General features: G+C 54.3%; 19 protein-coding genes and 2 pseudogenes. 16 read left to right on the top strand and 5 right to left on the bottom strand.

Annotated elements, in window-relative coordinates; translation table 11 throughout:
• Nucleotides 1-144: 144 nt before the first annotated feature.
• The gene (locus DBY90_RS05715) at nt 145-1182 is read right to left on the bottom strand and encodes a LacI family DNA-binding transcriptional regulator (RefSeq protein WP_049229035.1); all 1038 of its coding nucleotides are present in this window, start codon (nt 1180-1182) and stop codon (nt 145-147) included.
• A gap of 297 nt (nt 1183-1479) precedes the next feature.
• On the opposite strand from DBY90_RS05715, the gene pgi reads away from it, so the two are divergent.
• Complete coding sequence (pgi, locus tag DBY90_RS05720) at nt 1480-3108, top strand: glucose-6-phosphate isomerase (RefSeq protein ID WP_060975444.1); 1629 nt, start codon at nt 1480-1482, stop codon at nt 3106-3108.
• A gap of 465 nt (nt 3109-3573) precedes the next feature.
• Here pgi and DBY90_RS05725 read toward each other — a convergent pair whose 3' ends face one another.
• Entirely contained in the window at nt 3574-4920 is a 1347-nt protein-coding gene (locus DBY90_RS05725; RefSeq protein ID WP_107986721.1) for a chloride channel protein, read from the bottom strand.
• Nucleotides 4921-5125: 205 nt separating this feature from the next.
• On the bottom strand, nt 5126-7828 hold the full coding sequence (gene ppc, locus DBY90_RS05730) for a phosphoenolpyruvate carboxylase (RefSeq protein ID WP_070493826.1): 2703 nt from the start codon (nt 7826-7828) through the stop codon (nt 5126-5128).
• Nucleotides 7829-8094: 266 nt separating this feature from the next.
• Here ppc and DBY90_RS05735 point away from each other — a divergent pair, with 266 nt between their 5' ends.
• Nucleotides 8095-8571 carry a cyclic pyranopterin monophosphate synthase MoaC gene (locus tag DBY90_RS05735; protein ID WP_070493829.1) on the top strand — a complete coding sequence of 159 codons (477 nt, stop codon included), beginning with the start codon at nt 8095-8097 and terminating at the stop codon, nt 8569-8571.
• A 109-nt stretch (nt 8572-8680) separates the two neighbouring features.
• Here DBY90_RS05735 and DBY90_RS13650 read toward each other — a convergent pair whose 3' ends face one another.
• Nucleotides 8681-8851, bottom strand: a complete 171-nt coding sequence (locus DBY90_RS13650; protein WP_411713453.1) for a hypothetical protein — start codon at nt 8849-8851, stop codon at nt 8681-8683.
• 148 nt (nt 8852-8999) lie between these two features.
• Here DBY90_RS13650 and DBY90_RS05740 point away from each other — a divergent pair, with 148 nt between their 5' ends.
• The 6 genes from DBY90_RS05740 to nhaC all read left to right on the top strand — a co-directional run bounded on the left by DBY90_RS05740 (nt 9000) and on the right by nhaC (nt 16456).
• Complete coding sequence (locus tag DBY90_RS05740; RefSeq protein WP_070493832.1) at nt 9000-10412, top strand: PepSY-associated TM helix domain-containing protein; 1413 nt, start codon at nt 9000-9002, stop codon at nt 10410-10412.
• Nucleotides 10413-10604: 192 nt separating this feature from the next.
• The gene (gene rfaE2, locus DBY90_RS05745; RefSeq protein ID WP_003756495.1) at nt 10605-11108 is read left to right on the top strand and encodes a D-glycero-beta-D-manno-heptose 1-phosphate adenylyltransferase; all 504 of its coding nucleotides are present in this window, start codon (nt 10605-10607) and stop codon (nt 11106-11108) included.
• On the top strand, nt 11105-12904 hold the full coding sequence (locus tag DBY90_RS05750) for a bifunctional biotin--[acetyl-CoA-carboxylase] ligase/type III pantothenate kinase (protein ID WP_070493835.1): 1800 nt from the start codon (nt 11105-11107) through the stop codon (nt 12902-12904). The genes rfaE2 and DBY90_RS05750 overlap by 4 nt, the downstream gene beginning before the upstream one ends.
• Nucleotides 12905-13082: 178 nt before the next feature.
• A complete protein-coding gene (locus DBY90_RS05755; RefSeq protein WP_070493838.1) occupies nt 13083-13973 on the top strand; it encodes a cell division protein in 891 nt (296 codons plus the stop codon).
• Nucleotides 13974-14164: 191 nt separating this feature from the next.
• The gene (locus DBY90_RS05760; RefSeq protein WP_070494009.1) at nt 14165-14821 is read left to right on the top strand and encodes a hypothetical protein; all 657 of its coding nucleotides are present in this window, start codon (nt 14165-14167) and stop codon (nt 14819-14821) included.
• A 246-nt stretch (nt 14822-15067) separates the two neighbouring features.
• Nucleotides 15068-16456: a Na+/H+ antiporter NhaC gene (nhaC, locus tag DBY90_RS05765; protein ID WP_107986723.1), complete on the top strand. Its 1389-nt coding sequence runs from the start codon at nt 15068-15070 to the stop codon at nt 16454-16456.
• Between the two features lie 92 nt (nt 16457-16548).
• Here nhaC and DBY90_RS05770 read toward each other — a convergent pair whose 3' ends face one another.
• Nucleotides 16549-17115 (bottom strand): NADPH-dependent FMN reductase, encoded by a 567-nt coding sequence (locus DBY90_RS05770; RefSeq protein WP_070493845.1) that lies wholly within the window; start codon nt 17113-17115, stop codon nt 16549-16551.
• Between the two features lie 395 nt (nt 17116-17510).
• Between DBY90_RS05770 and pnuC the strand changes: the two genes are divergently transcribed.
• The 8 genes and pseudogenes from pnuC to prpC all read left to right on the top strand — a co-directional run bounded on the left by pnuC (nt 17511) and on the right by prpC (nt 25745).
• Nucleotides 17511-18224 carry a nicotinamide riboside transporter PnuC gene (gene pnuC, locus DBY90_RS05775; protein ID WP_070493848.1) on the top strand — a complete coding sequence of 238 codons (714 nt, stop codon included), beginning with the start codon at nt 17511-17513 and terminating at the stop codon, nt 18222-18224.
• Between the two features lie 105 nt (nt 18225-18329).
• Nucleotides 18330-18488: pseudogene (locus tag DBY90_RS13655) on the top strand (MFS transporter); the annotation flags it as partial.
• A 157-nt stretch (nt 18489-18645) separates the two neighbouring features.
• Nucleotides 18646-19152 (top strand): annotated as a pseudogene (locus DBY90_RS13300) (radical SAM protein); the annotation flags it as partial.
• Between the two features lie 58 nt (nt 19153-19210).
• On the top strand, nt 19211-19909 hold the full coding sequence (locus tag DBY90_RS13305) for a hypothetical protein (protein ID WP_234405106.1): 699 nt from the start codon (nt 19211-19213) through the stop codon (nt 19907-19909).
• Between the two features lie 19 nt (nt 19910-19928).
• Nucleotides 19929-20699, top strand: a complete 771-nt coding sequence (locus DBY90_RS05790; protein ID WP_107843194.1) for a TIGR03915 family putative DNA repair protein — start codon at nt 19929-19931, stop codon at nt 20697-20699.
• Between the two features lie 335 nt (nt 20700-21034).
• Complete coding sequence (locus DBY90_RS05795) at nt 21035-22468, top strand: MFS transporter (RefSeq protein WP_107986725.1); 1434 nt, start codon at nt 21035-21037, stop codon at nt 22466-22468.
• Nucleotides 22469-23632: 1164 nt separating this feature from the next.
• Nucleotides 23633-24508 (top strand): methylisocitrate lyase, encoded by an 876-nt coding sequence (prpB, locus tag DBY90_RS05800; RefSeq protein WP_003744088.1) that lies wholly within the window; start codon nt 23633-23635, stop codon nt 24506-24508.
• 82 nt (nt 24509-24590) lie between these two features.
• A complete protein-coding gene (gene prpC / locus DBY90_RS05805; RefSeq protein WP_039856235.1) occupies nt 24591-25745 on the top strand; it encodes a bifunctional 2-methylcitrate synthase/citrate synthase in 1155 nt (384 codons plus the stop codon).
• Nucleotides 25746-26122: the final 377 nt, after the last annotated feature.

The following is a 26122-nucleotide window of genomic DNA, read 5'->3' on the forward strand; positions in this document are numbered from 1 at the left end:
GGTTGAGCCGCTTTCTTTATTCTTTGGCGTATCGTATTGATACGTTGCAAATGGATAGCGTGATGCGTTGTTTGTGTTTTCAGACGACCTTTTATTGTCGTATTGTGTCTGCCTCATGAAGCAGACGTCGTCTGAAAGAATGTTTTACTTCAATGCCGTAACCGACTGCCGCCAAATTGTTTCCCCAACAACCCGAACGGGCAGACGGACGGTTTCTTTGGTCTCGATAATGTCGAACAGGATTTCCGCCGCCAGCGCGCCCATGCGCATATAGGGCAGCTCGGTGCTGGTCAGCGGCGGGAACAGGGTTTCGGCAATCGCGCTGTGGTTGTCGTAACCTGCCACCGATACCTGCTCCGGAACGCGCACGCCGCGCGTCCTCAAAATGCCGTAAACGCGGACTGCCATTTCGTCGTTGCCGCAGCAAATGACCGTCGGCGGGTCGGCAAGCGACAATAATTTCAACACTGCCGCAATCAAAGGCTCGCTGTCGTTGGCAAAATCGGTGATGCCGGTTTGCACCAAGTCGGGATCGAACACCATGTCCGATTCGTCCAATGCGCGACGGTAGCCCGCCAAACGCAGCCGCGTCGCTTCTGCACCCGCCTGCAAAGTAATGTAGGCGATACGACGGTGTCCGTGACGGATGATGTTGCGCACCAAATCGTATTGCCCGCGCTCATCGTCCGGCAAAACCGACGGCGTACCCGCCGCGTCGAAACAGTTGACCAAAACCATCGGGCAGCGGTTGGGCATTTCGGGCAGGACGATTTCGCGGTGCGATTCGGTCACATACAAAATACCTTCCGCGCGGTGTTCCATAAACGTCCTGACCAGAGGATCGATTTGCTCGTAGTGGTTGTCCGTATCCGCAATCATCAGCGTTTTGCCCGCTTCGCGGATTTTCTGCTGTATGCCTTTGATTAAAAACATATCCGGCAGGCCGTGTACCCCACCGTATTCGCCCGTACGCGAGATGGCGCCGGTAATCAGTCCGACCAAGTCCGAGCGGTTCGACCGCATCACCCGCGCCGCCGAAGACGGGATATAACCCAAAGCCGCAATCGCTGTTTCGACTTTTGCGCGGGTTTTATCGCTGACTGGCGCATCGCCGTTGATGACGCGGCTGACCGTTTTGGGTGAGACGCCCGCATAAGCAGCAACATCATAAATTGTAGCCATCTTACGACTCCCGCCTCAGCCCTGTTTCATTTGATTACGAAGCATAGCACACCTGACATCGGTGTCATACCGAAAATTTTAAAAAACCTTGATGAAAATCAATCACATTGCTTGCATATTGCATACAATTCTTAACTAAATTGCTTACCCGTATCCGGCAAACCCGCGCCGTCTTGTTAAACTACATTAAACTACAAAAAAATTATTAAGTAGCGAACCAATCAGCCGCGGTACAATCTATAACTAAATCACATCCCGCCAAATAAGCGGAGCGAACCCAATTCCGAAGGAACCCCGATGACCGCATTTACCGAAGCATGGCAAGCCCTTGAACAACACCGGCTCGACACACAACACCTCCACCTGCGCGACCGCTTCGCCGCCGAACCCGACCGCTTCGGCAATATGCACGAAACCCTCGACGGCCTCCTCTTCGATTACAGCAAAAACCGCCTCGGCGAAGACACTTTGCAACTTTTGTGCCGCCTTGCCGAAGCCTCGCCCCTAGCCGGACAGATGCACGCCATGCAAAACGGCGAAAAAATCAACCTCAGCGAACACCGTGCCGTCCTCCATACCGCCTTGCGCCTGCCGCCCGACGCCGCGCCCGTTTACGTTGACGGCGAAAACATCCTCCCCAAAATCCACCGCGAACTCGACCGCGCCCTCGCCTTCGCCGAATCACTCAACAACGGCAGCCACAGGGGCATCACCGATAAACCCATCACCGACTTCGTCCACATCGGCATAGGCGGCTCCGACCTCGGCCCCAGAATGTGCGTAGAAGCCCTCAAAGCCTACCGCCAAAACATCCGCGTCCACTTCGTCAGCAATTCAGACGACGCCGACATCAGCCGCACACTCGCTCACCTCAAACCCGAAACCACCGTATTCAGCATTGCCAGCAAATCCTTCCGCACACCCGAAACCCTGCTCAACGCCTACGCCGCCCGCGCCTGGTATCGGGACGCAGGTTTGCCCGAATCCGGCATCTACCGCCACTTCTGCGCCATCTCCTCCGACGTTGCCGCAGCCCGAAACTTCGGCATCGCCCCCGACAACGTCTTCGCCATGTTCGACTGGGTCGGCGGACGCTATTCCGTCTGGTCAACCATCGGCCTGCCCGTCATGGTCGCCGTCGGCACAGACCGCTTCCGCGAACTCCTCGCCGGCGCACACGCCATGGACACCCATTTTTTCCAAACCCCCTACCGCCGCAATATCCCCGTCCTCATGGCGCTCATCAGCATCTGGTACAACAACTTCCAGCACGCCGACGGACAAACCGCCGTCCCATACAGCCACAACCTGCGCCACCTCCCCTCGTGGCTCAACCAGCTAGACATGGAAAGCCTCGGCAAAAACCGCACCGCCGACGGCCGTCCCGTTCCCCATACCACCGGCGGTATCGTTTTCGGTGAAGAAGGCGTCAACTGCCAACACGCCTATTTCCAACTCCTCCACCAAGGCACACGGCTCATCCCCTGCGACTTCATCGTCCCCATGACCACCGCCTACGGCATCAACCGCCAACACCGCTTCACTGTCGCCAACGCCTTCGCCCAAGCCGAAGCCCTGATGAAAGGCAAAACCCTCGAAGAAGCCCGCGCCGAACTTGCCGACCTGCCCGAAGCCGAACGCGAACGCCTCGCCCCGCAAAAAGAGTTCCCTGGCAACCGCCCGAGCAACAGCCTCCTCCTCAGCGCCACCGACCCCCGCCGCCTCGGCATGCTCATGGCGGCATACGAACACCGCACCTTCGTCCAAGGCGCGATTTGGGGCATCAACCCCTTCGACCAATGGGGCGTCGAATACGGCAAAGAACTCGCCAAAACCATCGAACCCGAACTCGAACGCGGCAACCCGCAGCACGACAGTTCCACCAACGGCCTCATCGCCTTCTACCGCGCCAGCCAAAACCGATAGGGGTTCAAACATAAAAGGTCGTCTGAAAACCCGATTTTTCAGTTTTCAGACGACCTTTGCGTCTATCGTTTTCGTTGACCGAATCCACGCTACGGCACTTGTGTTGTCAACAAACTTTGTAGCGTGGGCTATGCCCACGAACTACTTAAGATTTCAGACGACCTGTCCGCCAATTATAGTGGATTAAATTTAAACCAGTACGGCGTTGCCTCGCCTTAGCTCAAAGAGAACGATTCTCTAAGGTGCTGAAGCACCAAGTGAACGTACTATCTGTACTGTCTGCGGCTTCGTCGCCTTGTCCTGATTTAAATTTAATCCACTATATCTTCGTGGGTAGAACCCACGCTACGGATGCCGAGACAGTCAAAACCGATAGGCAGTCCAAACATAAGAGGTCGTCTGAAAACTTGATTTCTAGTTTCAGACGACCGTTTTCTACATATTCCCTATCAGAAATATCTGGCTTCACTTCTGTCCGCTTTGTTCCACCTGCCGTTTGAAGCGTGTGCCTGCGGCATGGTAGAAGGGGCGGGGGGAGAATTGGCGGGAGACTTGTGAGGCGAAGATGCAGGCGATGAGCAGCCAGAAGAGGAGGTTTTGTCCGCCGGTCATTTCCATCACCACGACGGCGGAGGTGAGCGGCGATTGGGTGGCGCCGGCGAGGAAGGCTGCCATGCAGATGAGGACGAGGACGTGGGTGCCTTGGGCGAGTCCGGTGAGGACGGCGATGCGTTCGCCCAAAACTGCGCCTATGGTGAGGGAGGGGGTGAAGATGCCGCCGGGCGTGCCTGCCCAGTAGCTCAGGACGGTGGAGAACCATTTGGCGACGGCGAGTCCGGCGGGGGCTTCGTGGATGCCGCGCAGGGCTTGGGCGGCTTCGTGGTAACCTGTGCCGTAGGTTTTGCCTTGGTAAAGTGTGCCGATGGCGGCGAGCAGGATGCCGATGAGGGCGGCGGTAATCAGGGGGTGGCGGCGGATGTGTTCGTGCCATTTTGCGGGTGCGAAGGCGGTGGCGCCGAGATACAGGGTGCGTCCGAACAGTCCGCCTGCGATGCCGCACGCGAGTCCGCAGCCCAATACCCAGCCGAGCATATTGTCGAGCGCGCCGCCGCTGAAGCCTGAAAAATAGGGGTTGTTGCCTTGGATGGCGACTTGGATGAAACCGGCGGCGAGGACGCCGAGTAGGATTTGCCGCTCCCAACGCAGCATGACTTCGCGCCCGAGTTCTTCGATGGCGAAAATCACACCTGCCAGCGGGGCGTTGAACGCGGCAGCAAGCCCGCCTGCCGCGCCTGCGGCGATAAGATCGTTTTCCTGCATGCCGCGAAAGGCGAAGCCGTGTTTTTTGCACCATGCGCCCCACGCGCTCATGACTGCTGCGCCGACTTGGACGGACGGCCCTTCACGCCCGACGGATGCACCTGCGCACATGGCGAGGAAGGTCAGCGGGATTTTGAGGAGGGTTTCGCGGAGGCGGATCAGGCGGGTTTTGTTGGCGCCGTAGGGCAGGGCGAGGCTGGCGAGCACTTGCGGGATGCCGCTGCCGGAGGTGTAGGGGGCGAAACGGCGGGTGATCCAGACGATGAGCGGCAGCCCGAAGGGCAGGGCGACCCAGGCAAACCAAGGATATTTTTGCACCAGCTCCGCGTTCGTTTCCAACGCGAAATCCGCCATCCAAGCAAACAGGAGGGCGGTCAGCGCAACCAGTGCCGAACCTGCCAGCAGGAACAGAAAAGCAATGCTTTTACGCGAGATGCGGCGGGTTTGGCGGATTTTGTGCGTGATGTGGTAGGCGGGCGGTTTGGTCGGCATGGTATGCGGAAGTGTGGAAAAGGTCGTCTGAAAAGGGTTATTGCAGAAGGAAGTTCGCGAATAAGGTAAAAATAGCCCGTAAAGAAGGGCGGCAAGCGGGCTGAAAAACAGTCTGGGTTTTCGCTGATAAAGCCTACGTTACGGTTTTGCGCTTGGTCTAAAGGTCGTCTGAAACGGTTTTCAGACGACCTTTTTTCGTGCTGCCTTAACCTGTATTGCGCAAACCTTGTGCCACGCCGTTGATGGTTAGGTGCACCATCAGGAGGGTGTGCGGGTCGTGCGGGTCTTTGCGCAGGCGTTTGAGCATGGCGACTTGCAGACCGTTGAGCGCGTTCAGGTACGGAATCCGCAGGGCGAGCGAACGGGCGAGGCTGCGGTTGTCGCGCAAGAGTTCGTCGGTTTGCAGAAGGTCGAGCAGGGCTTTGCGGCTGCGTTGGTATTCTTCCTTAATCATGCCGAAGATGACGGCGGCTTTTTCGGGCGATTCGCTCAAGCCGGCGTAGTTTTCGGCGAGGGTGATGTCGGTTTTCGCCATCACTTGTTCCATATTGGAGAGCATGGCTTGGAAGAATGGGTTGTGCTGCGCGTGTTCCTGCAGGGCGGCGAGGGTTTCGGGTTTGCCTTCGCACAGGCTTTCCACCGCGCTGCCGAAACCGTACCACGCGGGCAGCATGAGGCGGTTTTGCATCCATGAGAACACCCACGGTATCGCACGCAAATCTTGTATCCGCGCCAAGGTCTTGCGGCTGGCTGGACGGCTGCCGAGGTTGAGGGTGGCGATTTCCTGTATGGGGCTGGTTTGCAGGAAATAGTCGATGAAGTCGGGGTGGGTAATCAGCTCGCGGTAGTATTTAAACGATACGTCCGACAATGCCTGCATGAGCGCGGGTTCGGGGTCTTTTTGATCGGGCAGCAGGCTGGCTTCGAGCGTTGCGGCGACGAGGGTTTCGAGGTTGCGCACGGCGTTGCCGGGGTCGGCGTATTTGGCGGTGATGACTTCGCCTTGTTCGGTGATGCGGATTTGCCCCGCCACGCTGCCTGCCGGTTGGGCGAGAATGGCTTGGTAAGACGGGCCGCCGCCGCGTCCGACGCTGCCACCGCGACCGTGGAAGAGGCGCATACGGACATCGTATTTTTTGAAGAGTTCGACCAAGCCCAATTCTGCCTGATAGAGGCACCAAGAGCTGGTAACGTAGCCGCCGTCTTTGTTGGAATCGGAATAGCCGAGCATGATTTCTTGAATGTTGTCACGGCTTTGCAGCAGGTCGCGATACCATTCGTTGCTGAACATGGTTTCCATGACGGGGCAGGCATTTTCGAGGGCTTCGATGGTTTCAAATAGGGGGACGATGTTGATGCGGCTTTGCGGTTTGCCGTTTTCGATTGTCAACAGGCCGCTTTCTTTGAGCAGCAGTGCGAGCGCGAGCAGGTCGCTGGGCTGTTCGCAGTTGGAGATGATGCTTTGGGTAACGGCGTTTTCACCGAATTCGTCTTTGATTTTGCGCGCTTCGTTGAAAATTGCCATTTCGCGGCGGGTGTGTTCGCTGTAAGTGATGAACGGGCTGGACAGCGGACGCTGGTGTTTCAACTCGCGCAATAAGACATTTTGTTTTTCCGTTTCGGAAAGGCCGGCGTAGTCTTCCAAGCCGGCGTGTTTGAAGAGTTCGGCGACGACATCGGCGTGTTTTTCCGCGTGTTGGCGCAAGTCGAGCGGCATCATGTGGAAGCCGAACACGGACACGGAACGGATCAGGTCAGCGAGTCTGCCTTCGCCCAAAAGCGCGCTGCCGTTGTCGCGCAGGGAGCGTTGCAGCTTGTGGAGGTCGTCTGAAAACTCTTGCGCGGAGGCGTAAGGCATCATGAAGCCGAATTTGCAGCCCATGCCCAAGCCGAGCGAGCGGGCTTTGCCCATCACGCGCGCCATGATGTAGGCGATGGCGCGGCGGTACGGCTCTTCGGTGCGGGCGATTTCTTCGTCGGGCGATTCGTCAGACAACGCCATCACGTCGTCGTTGACTTTGACGCGGCGGATGGAAAGCGGCAGCTCGCGGTAGAGTTTGTCGAGTTCGCCGCGGTAGAAACGGAACACTGCGTCGGCATGGCGTCCGAAAGCGAAACGCAGGGTTTCGGCGGAGACGAACGGATTACCGTCGCGGTCGCCACCTATCCAGCCGCCGATTTTTAAGATGTCGGGAACGTCAACATCAGGATAGGTCGTCTGAAACTCGCGTTCCATGCTGCGGTAGAGTTTGGGCAGCGCCTCGAAGAAGCTCATCGGGAAGATAGATACGCCGTTGTTGATTTCATCGTTGACGCTGATTTTGTGGTGGCGCGTTTCGCTGGTCTGCCACAAGCCCAACAAAATAGTGTCGATTTCGCGACGCAACTCCGCCAGCGCGTCGGCATGGGTGCAGCGTTCGCGGCGGGGCAGGAGGGCGCGGATGCGGCGGTTGAAGTTCAACACGGTTTGGCGTTGCACTTCGGTCGGGTGCGCGGTCAAAACGGCGGTTACGTTGGTCGTATTCAATTGTTTTTGAACCGCCTTGCCGCCGATTTTCGCCGCTTTGAGTTTGCGTACCGTTTCCGCCAAGCTGCCTTCCGCGCCGCCGTGTCCCGCCTCTTCGTGGATTTGGCGGCGGCGTTCGTGGTGTACGTCTTCGGCGATGTTCAGAATTTGTGCGAACAGGCCGCAGGCAAGCGTCAGGTCGTGGGTTTGCTGTTCGTCCAGTTGCGGCAAAACCTTCTCAATCAAAGCCGCGCTGTCGTCCGAAGTGGACAACAGCTTGACCGTTTCCACTACCAACGGCGAGGCTTCTTCGTGCAGAAGTTTGTATAAAGACTGTTTCAAAAATTCCGCGTCTGCTGCCAGAGCGGCGTCCTTGGGATTGTTCAGGATATGCAGTTGCATGATTTTCTCTCTTTATTTATTTATCTCAAAAACAAACGTAAAACATTGTATAGCAGGTCGTCTGAAACCGCCATCGGAAAAGGTGTTGCAAAACGCCGAAACTTGATGTAACCCGCGTCCGCACAAGTCAAGCCGTTAATTGCTTAACAAAGCCGCCCGTGCATTTCAGTCCGATTATTCTGCCGTTTGTATCCGCAGCATAGTCCGAAGCGCAGAAATCCCGTAAAATACTACGACATAAAATCCTATTTTCATGCAGGCACAGTATGTTCAACTTCAACTCCGTACGCGAAAACGACAAACGCCAACCCACTCCCCGCACCGCCGTAGCAAGCGGCTCCATCAACATGAGCACCTCCGCCATCAAAGTTTTAGCGGAAAACGCCACCCAAAACGCAGGCATCCTCAACGTCGCCCGTGTTGCCGCCGTCCAAGGCATCAAGCAGGTCGGACTGATTGTCCCGCTTTACCAACCCGCCGTCTTGCAACACGTCCGCGTCGATTTCGATGTCGACATCGAACTTGCCTACGTCAAAGCCACCGTTACCGTTACCTCCGAAGTCGGCAAAAGCATCACGACCGAAGCCATTACCGGCGTCAACGTCGCCCTCATGTCCATCTACGACATGATGAAAGAAGTCGATCAGTCGATGATGATGACCCGCATCCACCTCGAATCCGAAAGCGGCGGCGAACGCGGCCCCTTCGTCTTTGACGAAGCCTACGAAAACATCGATTTCTGATTGAACAAACAAAAAGGTCGTCTGAAAGCTCGGTTTGAGGTTTCAGACGACCTTTTTATTTACGCTAAAGCTTTGCTATGAAGAGCTTTCGGTCGGTGAACTATAGTGGCTAAACTTTAAACCAGTACGGCGTTGCCTCGCCTTGCCGTACTATCTGTACTGTCTGCGGCTTCGTCGCCTTGTCCTGATTTAAAGTTAATCCACTATATTTCTGCCGGATACGGTCTTCTTTTGGCATTTCCGTATGCGCGGCAATGGTTTCATCAGGAATTGTTAGCATTCCAAAACTTCGTTATACTTATAAAGTATTAGTTATTTTGTATTAATTTATAGTAAATTCAAATCAAATAGGGGATACCTATGTCGTCATTCCCATGCGGGCAGGCGTTTTCTAATTTCAATCCACGATAAAACAACAGAGAGAATTTATGGACACATCCCAACCCGCTCCCCGTTCCGAACAACAAGCCAACCGCCGCTATCTGACCGTGTGGCGGTGGCATTTTTATTTCGGACTTCTGGTCGCCCCCTTTCTGACCCTGCTTGCCATCACAGGTCTGGGCATGCTTCTATTCGCCAACATTACCGGCAAAGAGGGCGAGCGTATACACGTTACCCCGCAGGTGCAGGTACAGCCTTTGTCGGCACAGGCGGAAGCGGCGCGGCAGTCTGTGAACCCTGAAACCGCTTCGGTGGTGCAATATATCGCGCCGCGCGCCAACGATATGGTTGCCGTGTTCCGCGTAAACAACGACGACAAAGCGACCATGGTCGCCGTCGATCCTTACACGGCGAAAGTCGTCAGTTCCATGCCACGCAATGAGGGCTGGTATCACACGATGGACGAAATCCACGGCGATATGATGCTCGGCACGGCGGGCGATTACCTGATAGAAACTGCCGCGTCGCTGACCATCCTGATGATGATCACGGGGATTTATCTTTGGTGGGCGAAACAGCGCAGCCTGAAATCCATGCTTGTGCCGCAAACGGGCAAAGGACGCTCGTGGTGGCGCAGCATGCACGGCGCATTCGGCACTTGGGTTTCTTTGATTTTATTGCTGTTCTGCCTGTCTGGTGTTGCTTGGGCGGGCATTTGGGGCGGTAAGTTCGTTCAGTCTTGGAGCCAGTTCCCCGCCGGCAAATGGGGGGTCGAACCGAATCCTGTATCCGTCGTGCCGACCCATGGCGATGTGTTGAACGACGGTAAAACCAAAGAAGTACCGTGGATTCTGGAACTCACGCCCATGCCTGTTTCCGGTACGACGAAGGGCGAAAACGGCATCAATCCGAGCGAACCGATGACTTTGGAAACGGTTGACCGCTTCGCCCGCGAAATCGGTTTCAAAGGCCGCTACCAGCTCAACCTGCCCAAAGGCGAAACGGGCGTGTGGACGCTGTCGCAGGATTCGATGAGCTACGACATGATCAGCCCGACCGCCGACCGCACGGTGCACATCGACCAATACAGCGGCAAAATCTTGGCCGACATCCGTTTCGACGATTACAACTTCTTCGGCAAATTCATGGCGGCGAGCATCGCGCTGCACATGGGGACGCTGGGCTGGTGGAGCGTGCTGGCGAACGTCTTGTTCTGCCTGGCGGTTATCTTCATCTGCGTCAGCGGCTGCGTGATGTGGTGGAAACGCCGCCCGTCCAAAGCGGGCGGACTGGTTCCTCCGGCGCAGAAAATCGAGCTGCCGGTATGGTGGGCAATGGCTGTGCCGCTTTTGATTGTGGCGGTATTGTTCCCGACCGCCATCGCCGCTATCGTCGTGATTTGGCTCTTGGATACGGCCTTGCTGTCGCGGATTCCGGCGTTGTCGCGGTGGTTCAAATAATGGTTTGAGCCGTTTCCCGCAAACCGATACGCAGCGTGGGCAGCACCCGTGAATAGGATGGGTTTGAAGGTCGTCTGAAAATCCGATTTTGGTTTTCAGACGACCTTTCTTTATTTTTACCCCGCGGTTTTCCTTTTCCGCCCGCTTCGGTATCATACCGCCTGTCTGTTTATCCCTGACGGAATCCCGATTATGTCTGACTGGTCCCTCCCCGATTTCGAACGCAAAATCTGCCCGCCCGAAGAATTGGCGCAACGTCTGCACACGCTTCCCCGTCCGCTGGTGTTTACCAACGGCTGTTTCGATATTCTGCACAGGGGGCATGTTACCTATCTGGCGCAGGCTCGGTCGGCGGGGGCGGCGTTGGTGCTGGCTTTGAACACGGATGCGTCCGTGCGCCGTTTGGGCAAGGGGGACGACCGCCCCGTCAACCCGCTGGAAAACCGCGCGGCGGTGGCGGCTGCGTTGGCAAGTGTGGATTTGGTTACTTGGTTTGACGAAGACACACCCGCCGAGCTGATCGAACAAATCAAACCCGACATCCTGATCAAGGGCGGCGACTGGCCGGTCGAAAAAATCGTCGGCGCGCAAGAAACGCTGGCGCGCGGCGGCAAAGTATTTTCTATTCCGTTTCTGCATCAGACTTCCACCACGAAAACACTGGAAAAAATCCGAGCAGCCGAGGGCGGCAAATGACCGCGCTGAAACTGCCGCACAGTCGGGTTTTGGCGGAACTTGCCGACGGTCTGCCGCAGCACGTTTCCCATCTCGCGCGTATCGCAGGCGTGAAACCGCACCAGCTCAACGGCTTTTGGCAACAGATGCCCGCACACATCCGCGGACTGCTGCGCCAGCACGACGGGCAATGGCGGCTCGTGCGCCCGCTTGCTTTGTTTAACGAAGAAGCCTTGCAGCGTTTGGGGGCGGAACGCGGTTTTCAGACGACCTTAAAACAAGAATGCACGTCCAGCAACGATGAAATCCTGAATCTGGCGCGCACTTCGCCCGAACAAGCCCATAAATCGCTTTGCGTCGCGCATCTGCAAACTAAAGGCCGCGGGCGGCAAGGACGCAAGTGGACAAACCGGTTGGGCGAATGCCTGATGTTCAGCTTCGGCTGGGTATTTGACAAACCGCAGCACGAACTCGGCTCGCTCGCCCCCGTCGTCGCGCTCGCCTGCCGCCGCGCCTTGGCTGCATCCGGTTTGGAGATACAAATCAAGTGGCCGAACGACTTGGTCGCCGGCAGGGACAAACTCGGCGGCATTCTGATTGAAACCGTCCGCAACGAGGGCAAAACCGCCGCCGTCATCGGCATCGGCATCAATTTCGTCCTGCCCAAAGAAGTTGAACACGCCGCCTCTGTCCAAGCCTTATTCCACAATATGCAACTTGCCCGCGGCGCGGCTTCCGTACACTGTATCGCCGCTTCAACGCTGTTGGACAAACTCTTGGGCGAACTCGATGCCGTCCTGACGCAATACGCGCAAAACGGGTTCGCACCCTTCCTCGAAGAATACCAAACCGCCCACCGCGACCACGGCAAACCCGTCCTGCTCCTGCGTGACGGGCAAACCGTATGCGAAGGCACCGTACTCAGCGTCAATGCGCAAGGCGCGTTGCACCTGATGACAGCCACAGGCGAACAAACCGTCGTCAGCGGCGAAATCAGCCTGCGCCCCGACGACACGCCCAAAGCCGCCGCGCCGCGTGCGCCCGAACGCCTGCTCCTGCTCGACGGCGGCAACAGCCAGCTCAAATGGGCATGGGTGGAAAACGGCGTGTTCAACGAAGTCACCCGCGCGCCGTACCGCGACTTGAGCAGGCTCGGCGAAGAGTGGGCAGCGCGTTCAGACGACCACACCCGCATCGTCGGCTGCGCCGTGTGCGGCGACCTCAAAAAAGCCCTCGTCGAAGCCCACCTGACCGCGCCTGTCCGCTGGCTGCCCTCCATGCCGCAGGCACTCGGCATCCGCAACCACTACCGCAACCCCGCCGAACACGGTTCCGATCGCTGGTTCAACGCCTTGGGCAGCCGCCGCTTCAGCCAAAACGCCTGCGTCGTCGTCAGCTGCGGCACCGCCGTAACCACCGACGCACTCACCGAAGACAACCACTACCTCGGCGGCACCATCATGCCCGGCTTCCACCTGATGAAAGAAGCCCTCGCCGCCAAAACCGCCAACCTCGACCGCCCTGCTGGCAAAGTGTACCCCTTCCCCACCACCACGCCCAACGCCATCACCAGCGGCATGATGGATGCCGTTTGTGGAGCCGTCATCATGATGCACGGGCGGCTGCAACAAAAAACAGGCGAAGGCAAACCCGTTGACGTTATCATCACCGGCGGCGGCGCAAGCAAAGTCGTCAACGCCCTGCCCAAGCAGTTTGTTTTGGACAATACGGTAAAAATTGTAGATAATCTCGTCATTTACGGTTTATTGAACTGGGTCGCGCAAGAGCAGGAACAGACCGACACACTGCCCGAATAAGCAGCAATACCGTAATACAAATTCAAAAGGTCGTCTGAAACGCCCATGCCGCTTTTCAGACGACCTCCAAACAAAACACTTCAGCCGGTTGGCTTTAAAGCCGATCGACCACAAAATAACAACACAAAATCGTCCGCACACCACAACGGCACCCGAACACAAAAAAGGAAAACAACTTATGAAATGGCTTTTCGCCGCCCTCGTGGCACTCAACATCATCGTCTTCGGCGGCATGATTACGCACCGCCTCAACAACGCCAAATCCCCCGCCACCACGCCCGTAGAAGGCGGCGCCCACGAACTTGCCCAACCCGAATCCCTGCGCCCGCAGCAAGCCCCCGCGCCTGCTGACAACGCGCAACCCGACTGGCTGCAAACCGACGAAACACAAGCCGACCTGCCCGAACCCGAATCCGAAGAAGCCATAGCCGAACGCAAGAAAAAAGAAGAAGAGGAATTGGCGCGTCGCGAAAAAGAAAAAAAAGAACGTGAAGAAAAAGCCCGCCGCGAAAAAGAAAAAGCCGCAGCGGCAGGAAACACCACCCCGACTGCTGTCGCAAGCGAAAATCCCGCAACCAAAAACACACCCGCAGCACACCAATGTACGTCCAACGCCAGCGTTACCCTTGACGAAGACGACTACCACCGTATCAAAGGCCTGCTGACCCGTTGGCCGCACGCCGCCAGCCGCACCGTAGAAAAACGCGGCGCAGCAAAAGACCAAGCCGCCAAAACCTTCCGCGTCCTGCTGCCCGCCGACAGCGAAGCCATGAACCGCCTTGAAGCGCTCGGCAACAAAGGCTTCAACGGCACGCTCTACAACGGCGAAATCAGCCTCGGTGTCATGAAAAGCCGCTCCTCCGCCCAAGTCCTCATCTCGCGCCTGTCCGCAGCAGGCTTCGGCGGCGCGCGCATCGTCGAACAAGACGACAAAGGCAACGCTTCCAACAGCACCCTCAGCGTTTCCCGCATGACCATTATCTTCATGTCGGTCGATGAAAAAGACGCACAAGAAATCCGCAACATCGTCGGACGCTACGGCAACCTGAACATGAAAACCTGCAAATAAAACCCAAAGGTCGTCTGAACGTTTTCAGACGACCTTTTTACGGAAATATAGCCAATTCAAACCATAGAAGCTCCTGCCATCCTTCCCGCTTGGGTGAAAAAGGGGGTGAGGGTATTTTCTTAATGAAACCATTTCGGGCGTGAAAGCTTTGCCGAATGCCTGAAACCATCAATTCTGGGGAGTCCGTATTGATGAAATCCTTAATCTTTTTACTTCCCGCCGTGTTATCCCTGCATGCTGCCGCACAAAATTACGTCATTGCCGACGACCGTCTCAGTAGCGGGGTGTTGACGCTTGAGGGCAGCAGTTTTTCCGTCAGTACCGTCAATCCAAACGGTAATGTGTGCGATTACGAAGGCATCGTTCGCAACCGTATTGCCAGCGATGGGGAGGGCTGTGTCGTGCATTTCAGTTTCAAGCGCGACAGCGTGCGTTTGGACGTCCCCGAATCCGCACGCGAAGCCTGTCAAAGCTATTGCGGGCATAACGCTTTTTTCGACGGGGTTTATTATAAAATGCCGACGGCCTGCGCCTCGAAATATGCAGAGGCGGCGGAGCGGCGTTTCCAGGCTGCCTATCGGGACAAACGTTTCCGAGAGGCGGCAAACCTCAAGCGGCAATATCTAAACCAATGTGGCAGATTCCTCTACCTGACCGACTGGATGCGGGGTTTGAATGATTTGGCAGTCAGCTTTAAAAATGCCGGAGATAAAGCGGCCTGCCGCAAAACGCTTGCCCCATTGTCCGAATGGCTGCGGGATTATCGGCCAAACTACATCAACGAAACAGATTACAAACGCGAAGCGTCTGCGGCAAGGTTTAACTTGAAACAGTGCGAAGCGGAATAAAACGAAATTCGGGCCGTATTTTTACATGATGAACGATGTGGTTATTTATGGCATAAAAAGCCATAATATTTCTTAAATATTAAAAAATAGATATTTTTTTCTAAAAAATCTATTTTTAGATTATATTGTTTTAATAAAAATCCGTTGCCACATTCATAAAAAATCACGGGGTCGTCTGAAAAGCGGGTTTTCAGACGACCCCGTGTGCTAAACTTCGTTAAATACACACAAAACAGGCAAAGCAATATGTTTACATTCAAATCACTGCTCGATATGCCGCGCGGAGAAGCTCTTGCCGTCGTCGTGGCGTTAATCGGGGCGATGGGTTACACCATCATTTCGCTGGGCTGGCTGCCCCATATGTCCATCATTGCCGCCATTACCGTCCTCATCCTCTACGGTCTTGCACGCGGGTTGAAATACAACGACATGCAAAAAGGCATGGTCGGCGCGGTGGGGCAGGGCATGGGTGCGATTTACCTGTTTTTCTTCATCGGACTGATGGTCAGCGCGCTGATGATGAGCGGCGCAATTCCGACGCTGATGTATTACGGTTTCGGGCTGATTTCTCCTACTTATTTCTATTTTTCTGCTTTCGCGCTGTGTTCCATTATCGGCGTATCCATCGGCAGTAGTTTGACCACTTGCGCCACTGTCGGCGTTGCCTTTATGGGCATGGCGGCGGCGTTTCATGCAGATTTTGCGATGACGGCGGGCGCGATTGTTTCCGGCGCGTTCTTTGGCGACAAAATGTCCCCCCTTTCCGATACTACGGGCATTTCCGCCTCCATCGTCGGCATTGATTTGTTCGAACACATCAAAAACATGATGTACACCACCATTCCTGCGTGGCTTATCAGCGCAGCATTGATGCTGTGGCTCTTGCCCAATGTTGCCGCACACGATATGAACAGCGTCGAATCCTTCCGCAGCCAGCTTGAAGCGACGGGCTTGGTACACGGCTATTCGCTGATTCCGTTTGCGCTGTTGGTCGTGTTGGCGCTGTTGCGCGTCAACGCCGTCGTCGCCATGCTCTTCACCATCATCGCCGCGCTTGGCGTTACCTATTTCCACAGTACGCCCGACTTGAACCAGCTCGGTGCATGGTTTTACGGCGGCTACAAGCTGGAAGGTGAAGCGTTCCAAGACATCGCCAAACTCATTTCGCGCGGCGGTTTGGAAAGCATGTTCTTCACGCAAACCATCGTGATTCTCGGCATGAGTTTGGGCGGTTTGCTGTTCACGCTCGGCGTGATTCCGTCGCTGCTGGACGCCATCCGCGCGTTCCTGACCACCGCCGGACGCGCCACCTTCAGCGTTGCCGCTACGTCGGTTGGCGTCAATTTCCTTATCGGCGAACAATATTTGAGTATTTTGCTTTCCGGCGAAACCTTCAAACCTGTGTACGACAAGCTAGGTCTGCATTCGCGCAACCTTTCGCGCACGCTTGAGGATGCGGGTACCGTCATCAACCCTCTCGTTCCGTGGAGCGTCTGCGGCGTATTTATCAGCCACGCACTTGGCGTACCCGTTTGGGAATACCTGCCTTATGCCTTCTTCTGCTATTTGAGCCTGATTTTGACTCTGCTGTTCGGTTGGACAGGTCTGACGTTGAGCAAGAAAGAAACCGTGTAAAGCGGCGGGATAGAAAGGTCGTCTGAAAACCTTCAGCATAGGTTTTCAGACGACCTTTTTTATGGAAATGCTTTGACGGAATAGATGATGGCTTATTTAGGATTTTTCTCGATCAGGGCGACGAGTTGGTCGATATAGCCTTGGACGAAGCTGCGTGCCGATTCGATGAGTTTGCCGTTATCGTCAAACAGGGTGGGGGAGTTGCCGAGGAAGACTTCGGGCTGTCCGGTCAGCGGCATATTGAAGTAAGACAAGGCGAGGCGCAGGTTTTTTTGCGAACTGTAACCGCCCATTTTGCCGACGGAATGGCTGATGATGCCTGCGGGCGTGTTTTTCCATGCGACGTCAGCGTTGGGTTTGGAGCCGATGTCTACCGCGTTTTTCAGGCAGGCGGGGACGGTGCGGTTGTTTTCGGAGGTAACGAACAATACGCCGTCGGAGGCTTTGATGGTTTCGCGGAAGGCGGTGTAGCTTTCGGGCGTGGGGAAGTTGGTTTCGGCGGGGTCGTCGTAGTCGAAATTGTAGAGCGGCAAATGACCGATTTCGACGATTTGGGCATCGTAGCCTTCGGGGAACATGGGGATGACGTTTTGCGCCACTTTGCGGGCAAACGAGCCTTTACGCAGGCTGCCTACTAAAATGCTGACTTTTTTTGCCATAAATTTTCTCCTGATGGTATAAAAATAAAAACGATTCGTAAATTCATTTTAAAATGGGCGCGGATAACGGTCAAGATTAGGGCATCGCGTTAAGGCGGCTTTATCTACGGGCAGGTCGTATACGCTGGGCTTTAGTTTCTTTATGGTTGTTATGGGAATTCTGATAAAAAATCATATAGTTGAAAGCATATTGGTAGCCGGAAAGTCTTGTTTTCTTCGGATTCACTGTATTGCTTGGGCAACAGTTTTAATTAGATATATAACTTTAGTAATTGTTTTATTGCATGCAAATTAAAACTTACGCATAATGCAAAACATATGCAATATGGGATGGATTTTTTTGTTTTAAGAGGCATCCCGCATCGAGCATCAATAAAGAAAAAAGAGGGAAAATCATGTCATTAGCCTGGTGGAAACGCGAATTGTTCGGCGGTTGGACGCATTTCGAAGCGGTGTGGCTGCTGATGTTTTTGGGAATACAGGCAGTCGTGTTCGTCTTCAATCCCGACTCATGGCTGGCGAGCATTGCGGCGGTAACGGGCATTTTGTGCGTCGTCTTTGTCGGTAAGGGCAAAATCAGCAATTATTTGTTCGGGCTGATTTCCGTATCGCTGTATGCTTATGTTTCCTATACGTTTCAGCTCTACGGCGAGATGATGCTGAATTTATTGGTGTATGTGCCTGTCCAGTTTGTCGGTTTCGCTATGTGGCGCAAACATATGGCGCTGGGCGAAACGGCGGAAACGGAGGAAGTGAAGGCGAAGGCGTTGACGGTCAGACAGTGGCTGCTGGTGGTTGCCGCATCTGTCGTCGGAACGTCGGTCTACATCGAATGGCTGCACCACTTAGGCAGCGCGTTGCCGACCCTCGACGGCGTAACGGTCGTCGTGTCGATTGTGGCTCAGGTTTTGATGATTCTGCGCTACCGCGAGCAATGGGCATTGTGGATTGTGGTCAATATCCTGACGATTTCGCTGTGGGCAGCGGCATGGTTCAAAAACGGAGAAACGAGCCTGCCGCTTTTGCTGATGTACGTCATGTATTTGTGCAATTCGGTTTACGGCTATATCAACTGGACGAAGCTGGTAAAACGGTACTCTGAACAATAAGTATCAAATTGCAAAGGTCGTCTGAAAATCCGGTATTGGGTTTCAGACGACCTTTTAAATATTCATACTAAAATCCATATTTCTCAAATATTTCAATATGATGTTATGCATGCTTCCGGTATTGATCTAGACGACACGACCCACGAATACCACGCCGACAATCCCGACTTCCCCTCTAAAACCATTGTGGCGACACTGTTTATCGGCGCGTTTTTTGTTATATACAGGCTCAACCCGGATATCTTGCATTTTGCTTTCAATCCAAAACGCAGCATTCTGTCGTGTTACAAACCTTCATAAATGCTTAGACAGGCATCATGTCTGTCTGAATCATCCTTCAAACTAAGGAAAAATTTAGCTGACTAAATAAAATCTTACAACTATAATAAAAAACTTAACTTTCTCTAATAACAGATAAGCTATGGATTATCAAAAAATCAGCCGCAAACTCGAAATTTTAGCCGATGCCGCCAAATATGATGTTTCCTGCTCGTCGAGCGGCGGTTCGCGCGGCAACGACGGACAAGGCTTGGGCAACTCTTCGCGCGCAGGCATCTGTCACAGCTTCACCGAAGACGGCCGCTGCGTATCGCTGCTGAAAATCCTGCTGACCAACCATTGCATCTACGACTGCGCTTATTGCGCTTCCCGCCGCAGCAACGATATCCCGCGCGCGGCGTTTACGGTCGATGAAGTGGTGGATTTGACCATGAGCTTTTACCGCCGCAACTATGTCGAAGGGCTGTTTTTGAGTTCCGGCATCTTCAAAAACGCCGATTACACCATGGAACGCTTGGTGCGGATTGCTAAAAAACTGCGCGAAGAACATCGATTTAACGGCTACATCCATCTCAAAACCATTCCGAAAGCGTCTGCCGAAATCCTGCACGAAGCCGGGCTGTATGCCGACCGCCTCAGCGTCAACATGGAAATCCCCACCGTTTCCGGCCTCAAGCTGCTCGCGCCCGAAAAAAAAACACAGCGATATGACACAACCGATGGCGTTTGTCCGCAACGAAATCGTTGCCTTTGCCGACAGCCGCAAAACCATCAAATCGACGCCCAAGTTTGCCCCTGCCGGACAAAGCACGCAGTTCATTATCGGCGCGGCAGGCGAAACCGACCGTCAAATCATCCGCGCCGCCGGCGGGTTTTACCGCCATTACGGTCTCAAACGCGTGTATTACTCGGGCTATGTACCGGTATTGGAAGACAAACGCCTGCCGCCTTTATCGACACAAGTGCCGCTGCGGCGGGAAAACCGGCTCTATCAGGCAGATTGGTTGATGCGTTTTTACGGCTTTTCCGATCATGAAATCTTAGACGAACAGCAACCTTTCCTCGACTTGGATTTCGACCCCAAGCTCGCTTGGGCTCTGCGCCACCGCGAATGGTTTCCCGTCCCGCTGCAACACGCGCCGCTTGAAATGATCTTGCGCGTGCCCGGTATCGGCGTGAAGTCCGCCCGCAAAATCGTGCAGGCGCGCCGCTTCCGCATGATTACCATGGCACACCTGCGCAAAATGGGCGTGGCACTAAACCGCGCACGCTATTTCATCACCCTGCCCGAACCCAACCGCTACGCCGACCTAATCGACAGCCCGCAACTGCGCGGCCTGCTTTTACAAAACACACGCTCCAAATTCAGCCAAAGCGATGCCGTGCAAACCGATTTGTTCGGTTGATAACGAAAAGGTCAACATTATGCAAATCACTTTGCACTACGACGGCAGCTTCGACGGCCTGTTAAGCACCGTGTTTCATGTTTACGCCTGTAAATACGCTCCTGAAGACGTGCATATTACCCATGATGCTCAGGATACGGATTTATTCAGCCGCAATGAAACCGTTGCTTCGTCCCCCGAACGCGCCCAGCGCGTTTTCAAACGGCTCGAACAGCAAATCGGGCGCAGCGGTATGGTCAAACTGCTGTATGGTTTTTTAATCGCCCTACCTGAGATGCCCGACACTTTTCTGCGCATCGTCAGCCTGATGCTTGCCCGCCCGATGCGCAAAGACGTGCTCTGCGATTACGGTCTTTACGATGTGATGCAATGGGCGCAATGGGTGAAAACCGTCGGACATGAAAAACACCGGATGGAAGCGTTTGTCCGTTTTGAAGAGCTGGCAGACGGTCTGTATCTCGCGCGTATCGAACCTCAATACGACGTATTGCCTTTGATTACACGCCATTTCCGCAGCCGTTACCCGCAACAGCAATGGGCGATATTCGATATGCAGCGCCATTATGGCATCTTAAGCGACACGAACGGCCTGCACGCAATCAACGGGCTTGAAGCCGACCGCATCCAAACATCCTATGCCCCTGACGAACGCAGTTACCAAGCCCTTTGGCAGGACTATTTCAACAGCAGCAATATTCCATCCCGACGCAATCCCCGGTTGCACCGCCAACAAATGCCGCAACGCTATTGGAAATATCTTACCGAAAAACAACCTACTGTTTTAAAATAAAAAATGCCTGTCGAAAACAGGTTCGGACAGGCTTTATGGCGAATAAACTTATTACTTATCTTGAGGCTGACATTTCTCAGCACGAGGCCATACGGCCCTGAATAACCGCTCCTACGCATCGCAGGTATGCCCAATAATTTTATTGTCACGTTGTAGTTTCAGATGACCTCGGTGCATTAAATAAATGTTCGGGGTAGGAATTCAGGTGAATTTTGTAGAGATCTCAATAAGTGTCAAGCTTCAAAGGTCGTCTGAAAATCCGGCATCGGGTTTCAGACGACCTTTTTTGTATCCATGCTAAAATCCGCATTCCTCAAATATTTCAATATGATGTTATGCACGCTTCCGATATTGATACAGACGATACAGCTCACGAATACCACGCCGACAATCCCGACTTCCCCTCTAAAACCATTGTGGCGACGCTGTTTATCGGCGCGTTTTTCGGCTACCTCAACGACACGCTTTTAAATGTCGCGCTCACGCCGATTATGAAGGATTTCGGTGTCGACAAGACCACCGTCCAATGGCTGACGACGGGCTTTTTGCTGGTGATGGGCGCGTTTACGCCGATTACGGCGGGCGTGATTCAATGGTTTGAAACGCGCAAGATGGTGTTGTTTACGCAGGCGACGTTTTTGGCGGGTTCGCTGATTTGCTCGTTTGCGCCGACTTTCGGGATTTTGGTCGCGGGGCGGATGGTGCAGGCGGTGTCCGCCGCGTTTTTCGTGCCGCTCCTGTTTAACGGCATTTTGTCGATTTATCCGCCGAACAAACGCGGGACGGCGATGGGCGTGATTACCATGATGTTCACCGCCGCGCCCGCGATAGGACCGACGTTGTCGGGCATCATCATCGACCACACGCATTGGCGCGTGCTGTTCGGCTTTACCGCGCCGTTTATGCTGGCGGCGATGGTATTGGTGGGCAAGTATCTGACGGTCAACTTGAGCAACATCAGCCGTCCGAAGATTGATATTTTGTCGGCAGTCTTGTCGATTGCGGGCTTCGGCGGGCTTGTGTATGCGAGCAGTAATTTTGCCCGTCTGCCGCTGGCGGAATTTATCCTGCTGTTTGCCGCTTCCGTCGCGCTGGTGGGCTGGTTTGCATACCGCCAGTCCCGCTTGGCGACGCCGCTGCTGAACCTTCGGGCGTTTGAATATAAGCAGTTCCGCCACTGCGTCGTGATTCTGGCGGGCGCGGTGTTCCTATTTTTGGGTTTGGAACTGATGATGCCGATGTACACGCAGCAGGTGCTGATGCTGACGGGTACGGCGACGGGGCTGATTCTGATGCCCGCGAGCATCGCCCAAGCGGTTGCCGCGCCTTTGTTCGGCAAACTGCTAGACAAGAAGGGCGGACGGTTTGTCGTGTTGCCCGCCACGGTGATGCTGACGGTGTCGCTGTCGGTATTGTGGCTGTTTTTGCGGATTGACACGCAAGTCATGATGCTGACCGCCATGTTCACGCTGATGGCGGTGTCCGTCTCCGCCTGCGTAACGGGCGAAACCCACGGCTTGAACGCGCTGCCGAAAAAACTCAATCCCCACGGCGCGGCGATTCTGACCACCATCAACCCGATTGCCGGCGCGGTCGGCGCGGCATTTTTCGTCGGTGCAACCAATATCGGCGAGAAACTGTCCTCAGCCGCCTCGCCGCAACAAGCCATGCTCGACGGTATCCATCTGGCGATGGGCAGCGCGCTGGTGTTGGGCGCGGTAATGGTGTTTTTCGCCATGCGCCTGAAGCGGCATCAGACAGCGTCGTAACGCGTACTGGGAATGTGTGAAAAAGTCGTCCGAAACCATGTGATTATGGGTTTCAGACGACCTTTTTTAATTTTTATGGTGGAGTAAAGTGAATCTAAGCTAAACAAACAGCTTTTCCTGATAGGCAAACCCAACGAGGCGGAGGGTAGGGCGTTGCGATGCCTGCTTCGGATTGTAGCGTGGGCTTTGCCCACGGGATTGATGGATTGGTTTCCGAGTCGGGTGATAAATAGCGTTATTTTTCGTGGGCGAAGCCCACGCTACGGCTGGGTGTGAAGGTCGTCTGAAATCATAGGGTTACGATTTTCAGACGACCTTTTTATATCTAAAGCTACACGCAACTACATTTTAAAATTAGATTATTTTTATTGTTAAATTATAATGTTATTTAAATTTTGGTCGTCTGAAAAGGGCGTGGGTGCAAAATTGGGTGGTTTGGGCGGTTTGGATGCTGTTTTTGCGATTAAACAAAAATTCCTGAAAAATGAATTAATTATATTTGATTTTAAGAAGTATTGTTTAAAATCGTTCTGATTGATTTGGGGTGATGCAGGCTTTGTCAGGCAAGGATTTGGTTTGTTTTAAGGTGGTGGTTTTGGGTTTTATTTCTGAAGTATTGTTCATTAATGATTGAGTTTTTTTAAAATATTTGAGAAAAAGTGTTTGACAGCCTGAAAATTATTTTTTAAATTTGCCCCTACCAATAAAAACTACATCACACTACAAAGGAACCCTATCATGAATCTGTACCAAACTTCTCCGTCTTCTTATAGATTGTCTTCTATCTCTGCCGCATCCGTCGTCGTCTGCTTTTGGGCAGTCGCGGCGGTCTGACGGCTCTTTGCCCGAATTTGGTTTCCCGTATTTCTGCGGTCGGTTCGGGTTTTAAAGTTTCTGTATCTCCCACTGTATTTCCTTCCGAACATTAAAATAATAAAAAATACTTAGGCCTCCGCTTCAGCCGAATTGTATGTATTGGATTTATCAAATGATTGTTTTTATTGATTTTTATTTTCAGACGACGTTATGAGTTGGTGGTTTGAAAGGTCGTCTGAAAACGGTTTTGAAAGCATTGTTTTTTTTTGAACGGTTCGTTTCGGGTTTCGCGGAAACTGGGCCGCTGAGTCGATACTGAAAAAATCTAATCTACAAAGGAGAATTAACATGAGCCAACTTTCTGCCGGCGCCCGTTTCCGCCAAGCTGTGAAGGAGTCGAATCCTCTTGCCGTGGTCGGCTGTGTGAATGCTTATTTTGCGCGGCTGGCGACGCAGAGCGGGTTTAAGGCGGTGTATTTGTCGGGCGGCGGCGTGGCGGCCTGTTCGTGCGGGATTCCGGATTTGGGCATCACTACGATGGAAGATGTGCTGATTGATGCGCGGCGGATTACGGACAATGTGGATACGCCTTTGCTGGTGGACATTGATGTCGGCTGGGGCGGGGCGTTCAATATCGCGCGCACGATTCGCAACTTCGAGCGTGCGGGCGTGGCGGCGGTGCATATCGAAGACCAAGTGGCGCAGAAGCGTTGCGGTCATCGTCCGAACAAAGCCATTGTTTCTAAGGATGAAATGGTTGACCGCATTAAAGCCGCCGTGGATGCGCGCGTGGATGAGAATTTTGTGATTATGGCGCGGACGGACGCGCTGGCGGTGGAAGGTTTGGATGCCGCCATTGAGCGTGCGCAGGCTTGCGTGGAAGCGGGCGCGGACATGATTTTCCCCGAAGCGATGACGGATTTGGCGATGTACCGGCAGTTTGCGGATGCGGTGAAAGTACCTGTGTTGGCGAACATTACCGAATTCGGCGCGACGCCGCTTTATACGCAGCAAGAGCTGGCGGACAACGGCGTGTCGCTGGTGCTGTATCCGCTGTCGTCGTTCCGCGCCGCGAGCAAGGCCGCGCTGAATGTTTATGAGGCGATTATGCGCGACGGCACGCAGGCGGCGGTGGTCGATACCATGCAGACCCGCGCCGAGCTGTACGAGCATTTGAATTATCACGACTTCGAGCAGAAGCTGGATAAATTGTTTCAGAAGTAAAAAACTGTTTTCAGACGACCCTCAACCTTGAATAGGTCGTCTGAAAAACCAAAATCCCATAAAAACACAAAGGAGAAATACCATGACTGCAACTAAAGAAACACCGACTTTCAAACCGAAAAAATCCGTCGCCCTCTCCGGCGTGGCGGCGGGCAATACCGCGCTGTGTACCGTCGGCCGCACCGGCAACGATTTGAGCTACCGCGGTTACGACATCCTCGATTTGGCGCAGAAATGCGAGTTTGAAGAAGTCGCCCACCTGCTGATTCATGGTCATCTGCCCAACAAATTTGAACTCGCCGCCTACAAAGCCAAACTCAAATCCATGCGCGGCCTGCCTATCCGTGTGATTAAAGTGTTGGAAGCCCTGCCTGCGCACACGCACCCGATGGACGTCATGCGTACCGGCGTGTCCATGCTCGGCTGTGTTCATCCCGAACGCGAAAGCCACCCAGACAGCGAAGCGCGCGACATTGCGGACAAACTCATCGCCAGCCTCGGCAGCATCCTGCTCTACTGGTATCAATATTCGCACAACGGCAAACGCATCGACGTTGAAAGCAAAGAAGACACCATCGGCGGCCACTTCCTGCACCTGTTGCACGGCAAACGCCCGACCGAATCGCAGGTTAAAGCCATGCACGTTTCGCTGATTCTGTATGCGGAACATGAGTTCAACGCCTCCACCTTCACCGCCCGCGTGATTGCCGGTACGGGTTCGGACATGTATTCCTGCATCACCGGCGCCATCGGCGCGCTCAAAGGTCCGAAACACGGCGGCGCGAACGAAGTCGCCTACGACATCCAAAAACGCTACCGCAACGCCGACGAAGCCGAAGCCGACATCCGCGAACGCATCGCCCGCAAAGAAATCGTTATCGGGTTCGGCCATCCGGTTTACACCATTTCCGACCCGCGCAACGTCGTGATTAAAGAAGTGGCACGCGGTTTGAGCCGGGAAGCGGGCGACATGCGCCTCTTCGACATCGCCGAACGCTTGGAGAGCGTGATGTGGGAAGAGAAAAAAATGTTCCCGAACTTGGACTGGTTCTCCGCCGTGTCCTACCAAAAACTCGGCGTACCGACCGCCATGTTCACGCCGCTCTTCGTGATTTCGCGCTCCACCGGCTGGGCGGCACACGTCCTCGAGCAGCGCAAAGACGGCAAAATCATCCGTCCGAGCGCAAACTACACCGGCCCTGAAGACTTGGCGTTTGTGGAGATTGAAGAACGCTGAGACGGACTACAACCGTAGGAGACGCCAATCGGATTTCAGACGACGTGTAGCCTGGGCTTTGCCCACGGAAAACTGAAACCAGCCTACGGTTCCGCTTTTCAGACGGCCTGTTGAAATATGCGAGAGAGAGAAGGTCGTCTGAAAAACCAGCCGCAACGTCTGCCGTCATTCCCGCCCCCGCCTAAGCGAGGACAGGCCGCGGCGGGAATGGCGGAGGCAGCGCGGCAACTTTTTTCACGGTTCTGCCAAAACCGCGAGCCGAACGGATTTCAGACGACGTGCAATATCGTTGTTACCCATTACAAACCGAATATTTAAGTTTCAGACGACCCCTTCAAAAACGTCGTCTGAAACCCCAAACCACAAGAAAAATAGAT

The organism is Neisseria mucosa, from assembly GCF_003044445.1.
Classification (GTDB): Bacteria; Pseudomonadota; Gammaproteobacteria; order Burkholderiales; family Neisseriaceae; genus Neisseria; species Neisseria mucosa_A.

What these genes read in the sequence shown, in the direction of transcription:
- DBY90_RS13650 (WP_411713453.1), bottom strand. Translation starts at nt 8,851, where the DNA reads ATGCTAACAATTCCTGATGAAACCATTGCCGCGCATACGGAAATGCCA.
- DBY90_RS05750 (WP_070493835.1), top strand. Translation starts at nt 11,105, where the DNA reads ATGACCGCGCTGAAACTGCCGCACAGTCGGGTTTTGGCGGAACTTGCC.
- DBY90_RS13305 (WP_234405106.1), top strand. Translation starts at nt 19,211, where the DNA reads ATGACACAACCGATGGCGTTTGTCCGCAACGAAATCGTTGCCTTTGCC.
- pnuC (WP_070493848.1), top strand. Translation starts at nt 17,511, where the DNA reads ATGTCATTAGCCTGGTGGAAACGCGAATTGTTCGGCGGTTGGACGCAT.
- rfaE2 (WP_003756495.1), top strand. Translation starts at nt 10,605, where the DNA reads ATGTCTGACTGGTCCCTCCCCGATTTCGAACGCAAAATCTGCCCGCCC.
- DBY90_RS05715 (WP_049229035.1), bottom strand. Translation starts at nt 1,182, where the DNA reads ATGGCTACAATTTATGATGTTGCTGCTTATGCGGGCGTCTCACCCAAA.
- nhaC (WP_107986723.1), top strand. Translation starts at nt 15,068, where the DNA reads ATGTTTACATTCAAATCACTGCTCGATATGCCGCGCGGAGAAGCTCTT.
- DBY90_RS05770 (WP_070493845.1), bottom strand. Translation starts at nt 17,115, where the DNA reads ATGGCAAAAAAAGTCAGCATTTTAGTAGGCAGCCTGCGTAAAGGCTCG.
- DBY90_RS05755 (WP_070493838.1), top strand. Translation starts at nt 13,083, where the DNA reads ATGAAATGGCTTTTCGCCGCCCTCGTGGCACTCAACATCATCGTCTTC.
- DBY90_RS05760 (WP_070494009.1), top strand. Translation starts at nt 14,165, where the DNA reads ATGAAATCCTTAATCTTTTTACTTCCCGCCGTGTTATCCCTGCATGCT.
- prpC (WP_039856235.1), top strand. Translation starts at nt 24,591, where the DNA reads ATGACTGCAACTAAAGAAACACCGACTTTCAAACCGAAAAAATCCGTC.
- DBY90_RS05735 (WP_070493829.1), top strand. Translation starts at nt 8,095, where the DNA reads ATGTTCAACTTCAACTCCGTACGCGAAAACGACAAACGCCAACCCACT.
- pgi (WP_060975444.1), top strand. Translation starts at nt 1,480, where the DNA reads ATGACCGCATTTACCGAAGCATGGCAAGCCCTTGAACAACACCGGCTC.
- DBY90_RS05790 (WP_107843194.1), top strand. Translation starts at nt 19,929, where the DNA reads ATGCAAATCACTTTGCACTACGACGGCAGCTTCGACGGCCTGTTAAGC.
- DBY90_RS05740 (WP_070493832.1), top strand. Translation starts at nt 9,000, where the DNA reads ATGGACACATCCCAACCCGCTCCCCGTTCCGAACAACAAGCCAACCGC.
- DBY90_RS05795 (WP_107986725.1), top strand. Translation starts at nt 21,035, where the DNA reads ATGCACGCTTCCGATATTGATACAGACGATACAGCTCACGAATACCAC.
- prpB (WP_003744088.1), top strand. Translation starts at nt 23,633, where the DNA reads ATGAGCCAACTTTCTGCCGGCGCCCGTTTCCGCCAAGCTGTGAAGGAG.
- ppc (WP_070493826.1), bottom strand. Translation starts at nt 7,828, where the DNA reads ATGCAACTGCATATCCTGAACAATCCCAAGGACGCCGCTCTGGCAGCA.
- DBY90_RS05725 (WP_107986721.1), bottom strand. Translation starts at nt 4,920, where the DNA reads ATGCCGACCAAACCGCCCGCCTACCACATCACGCACAAAATCCGCCAA.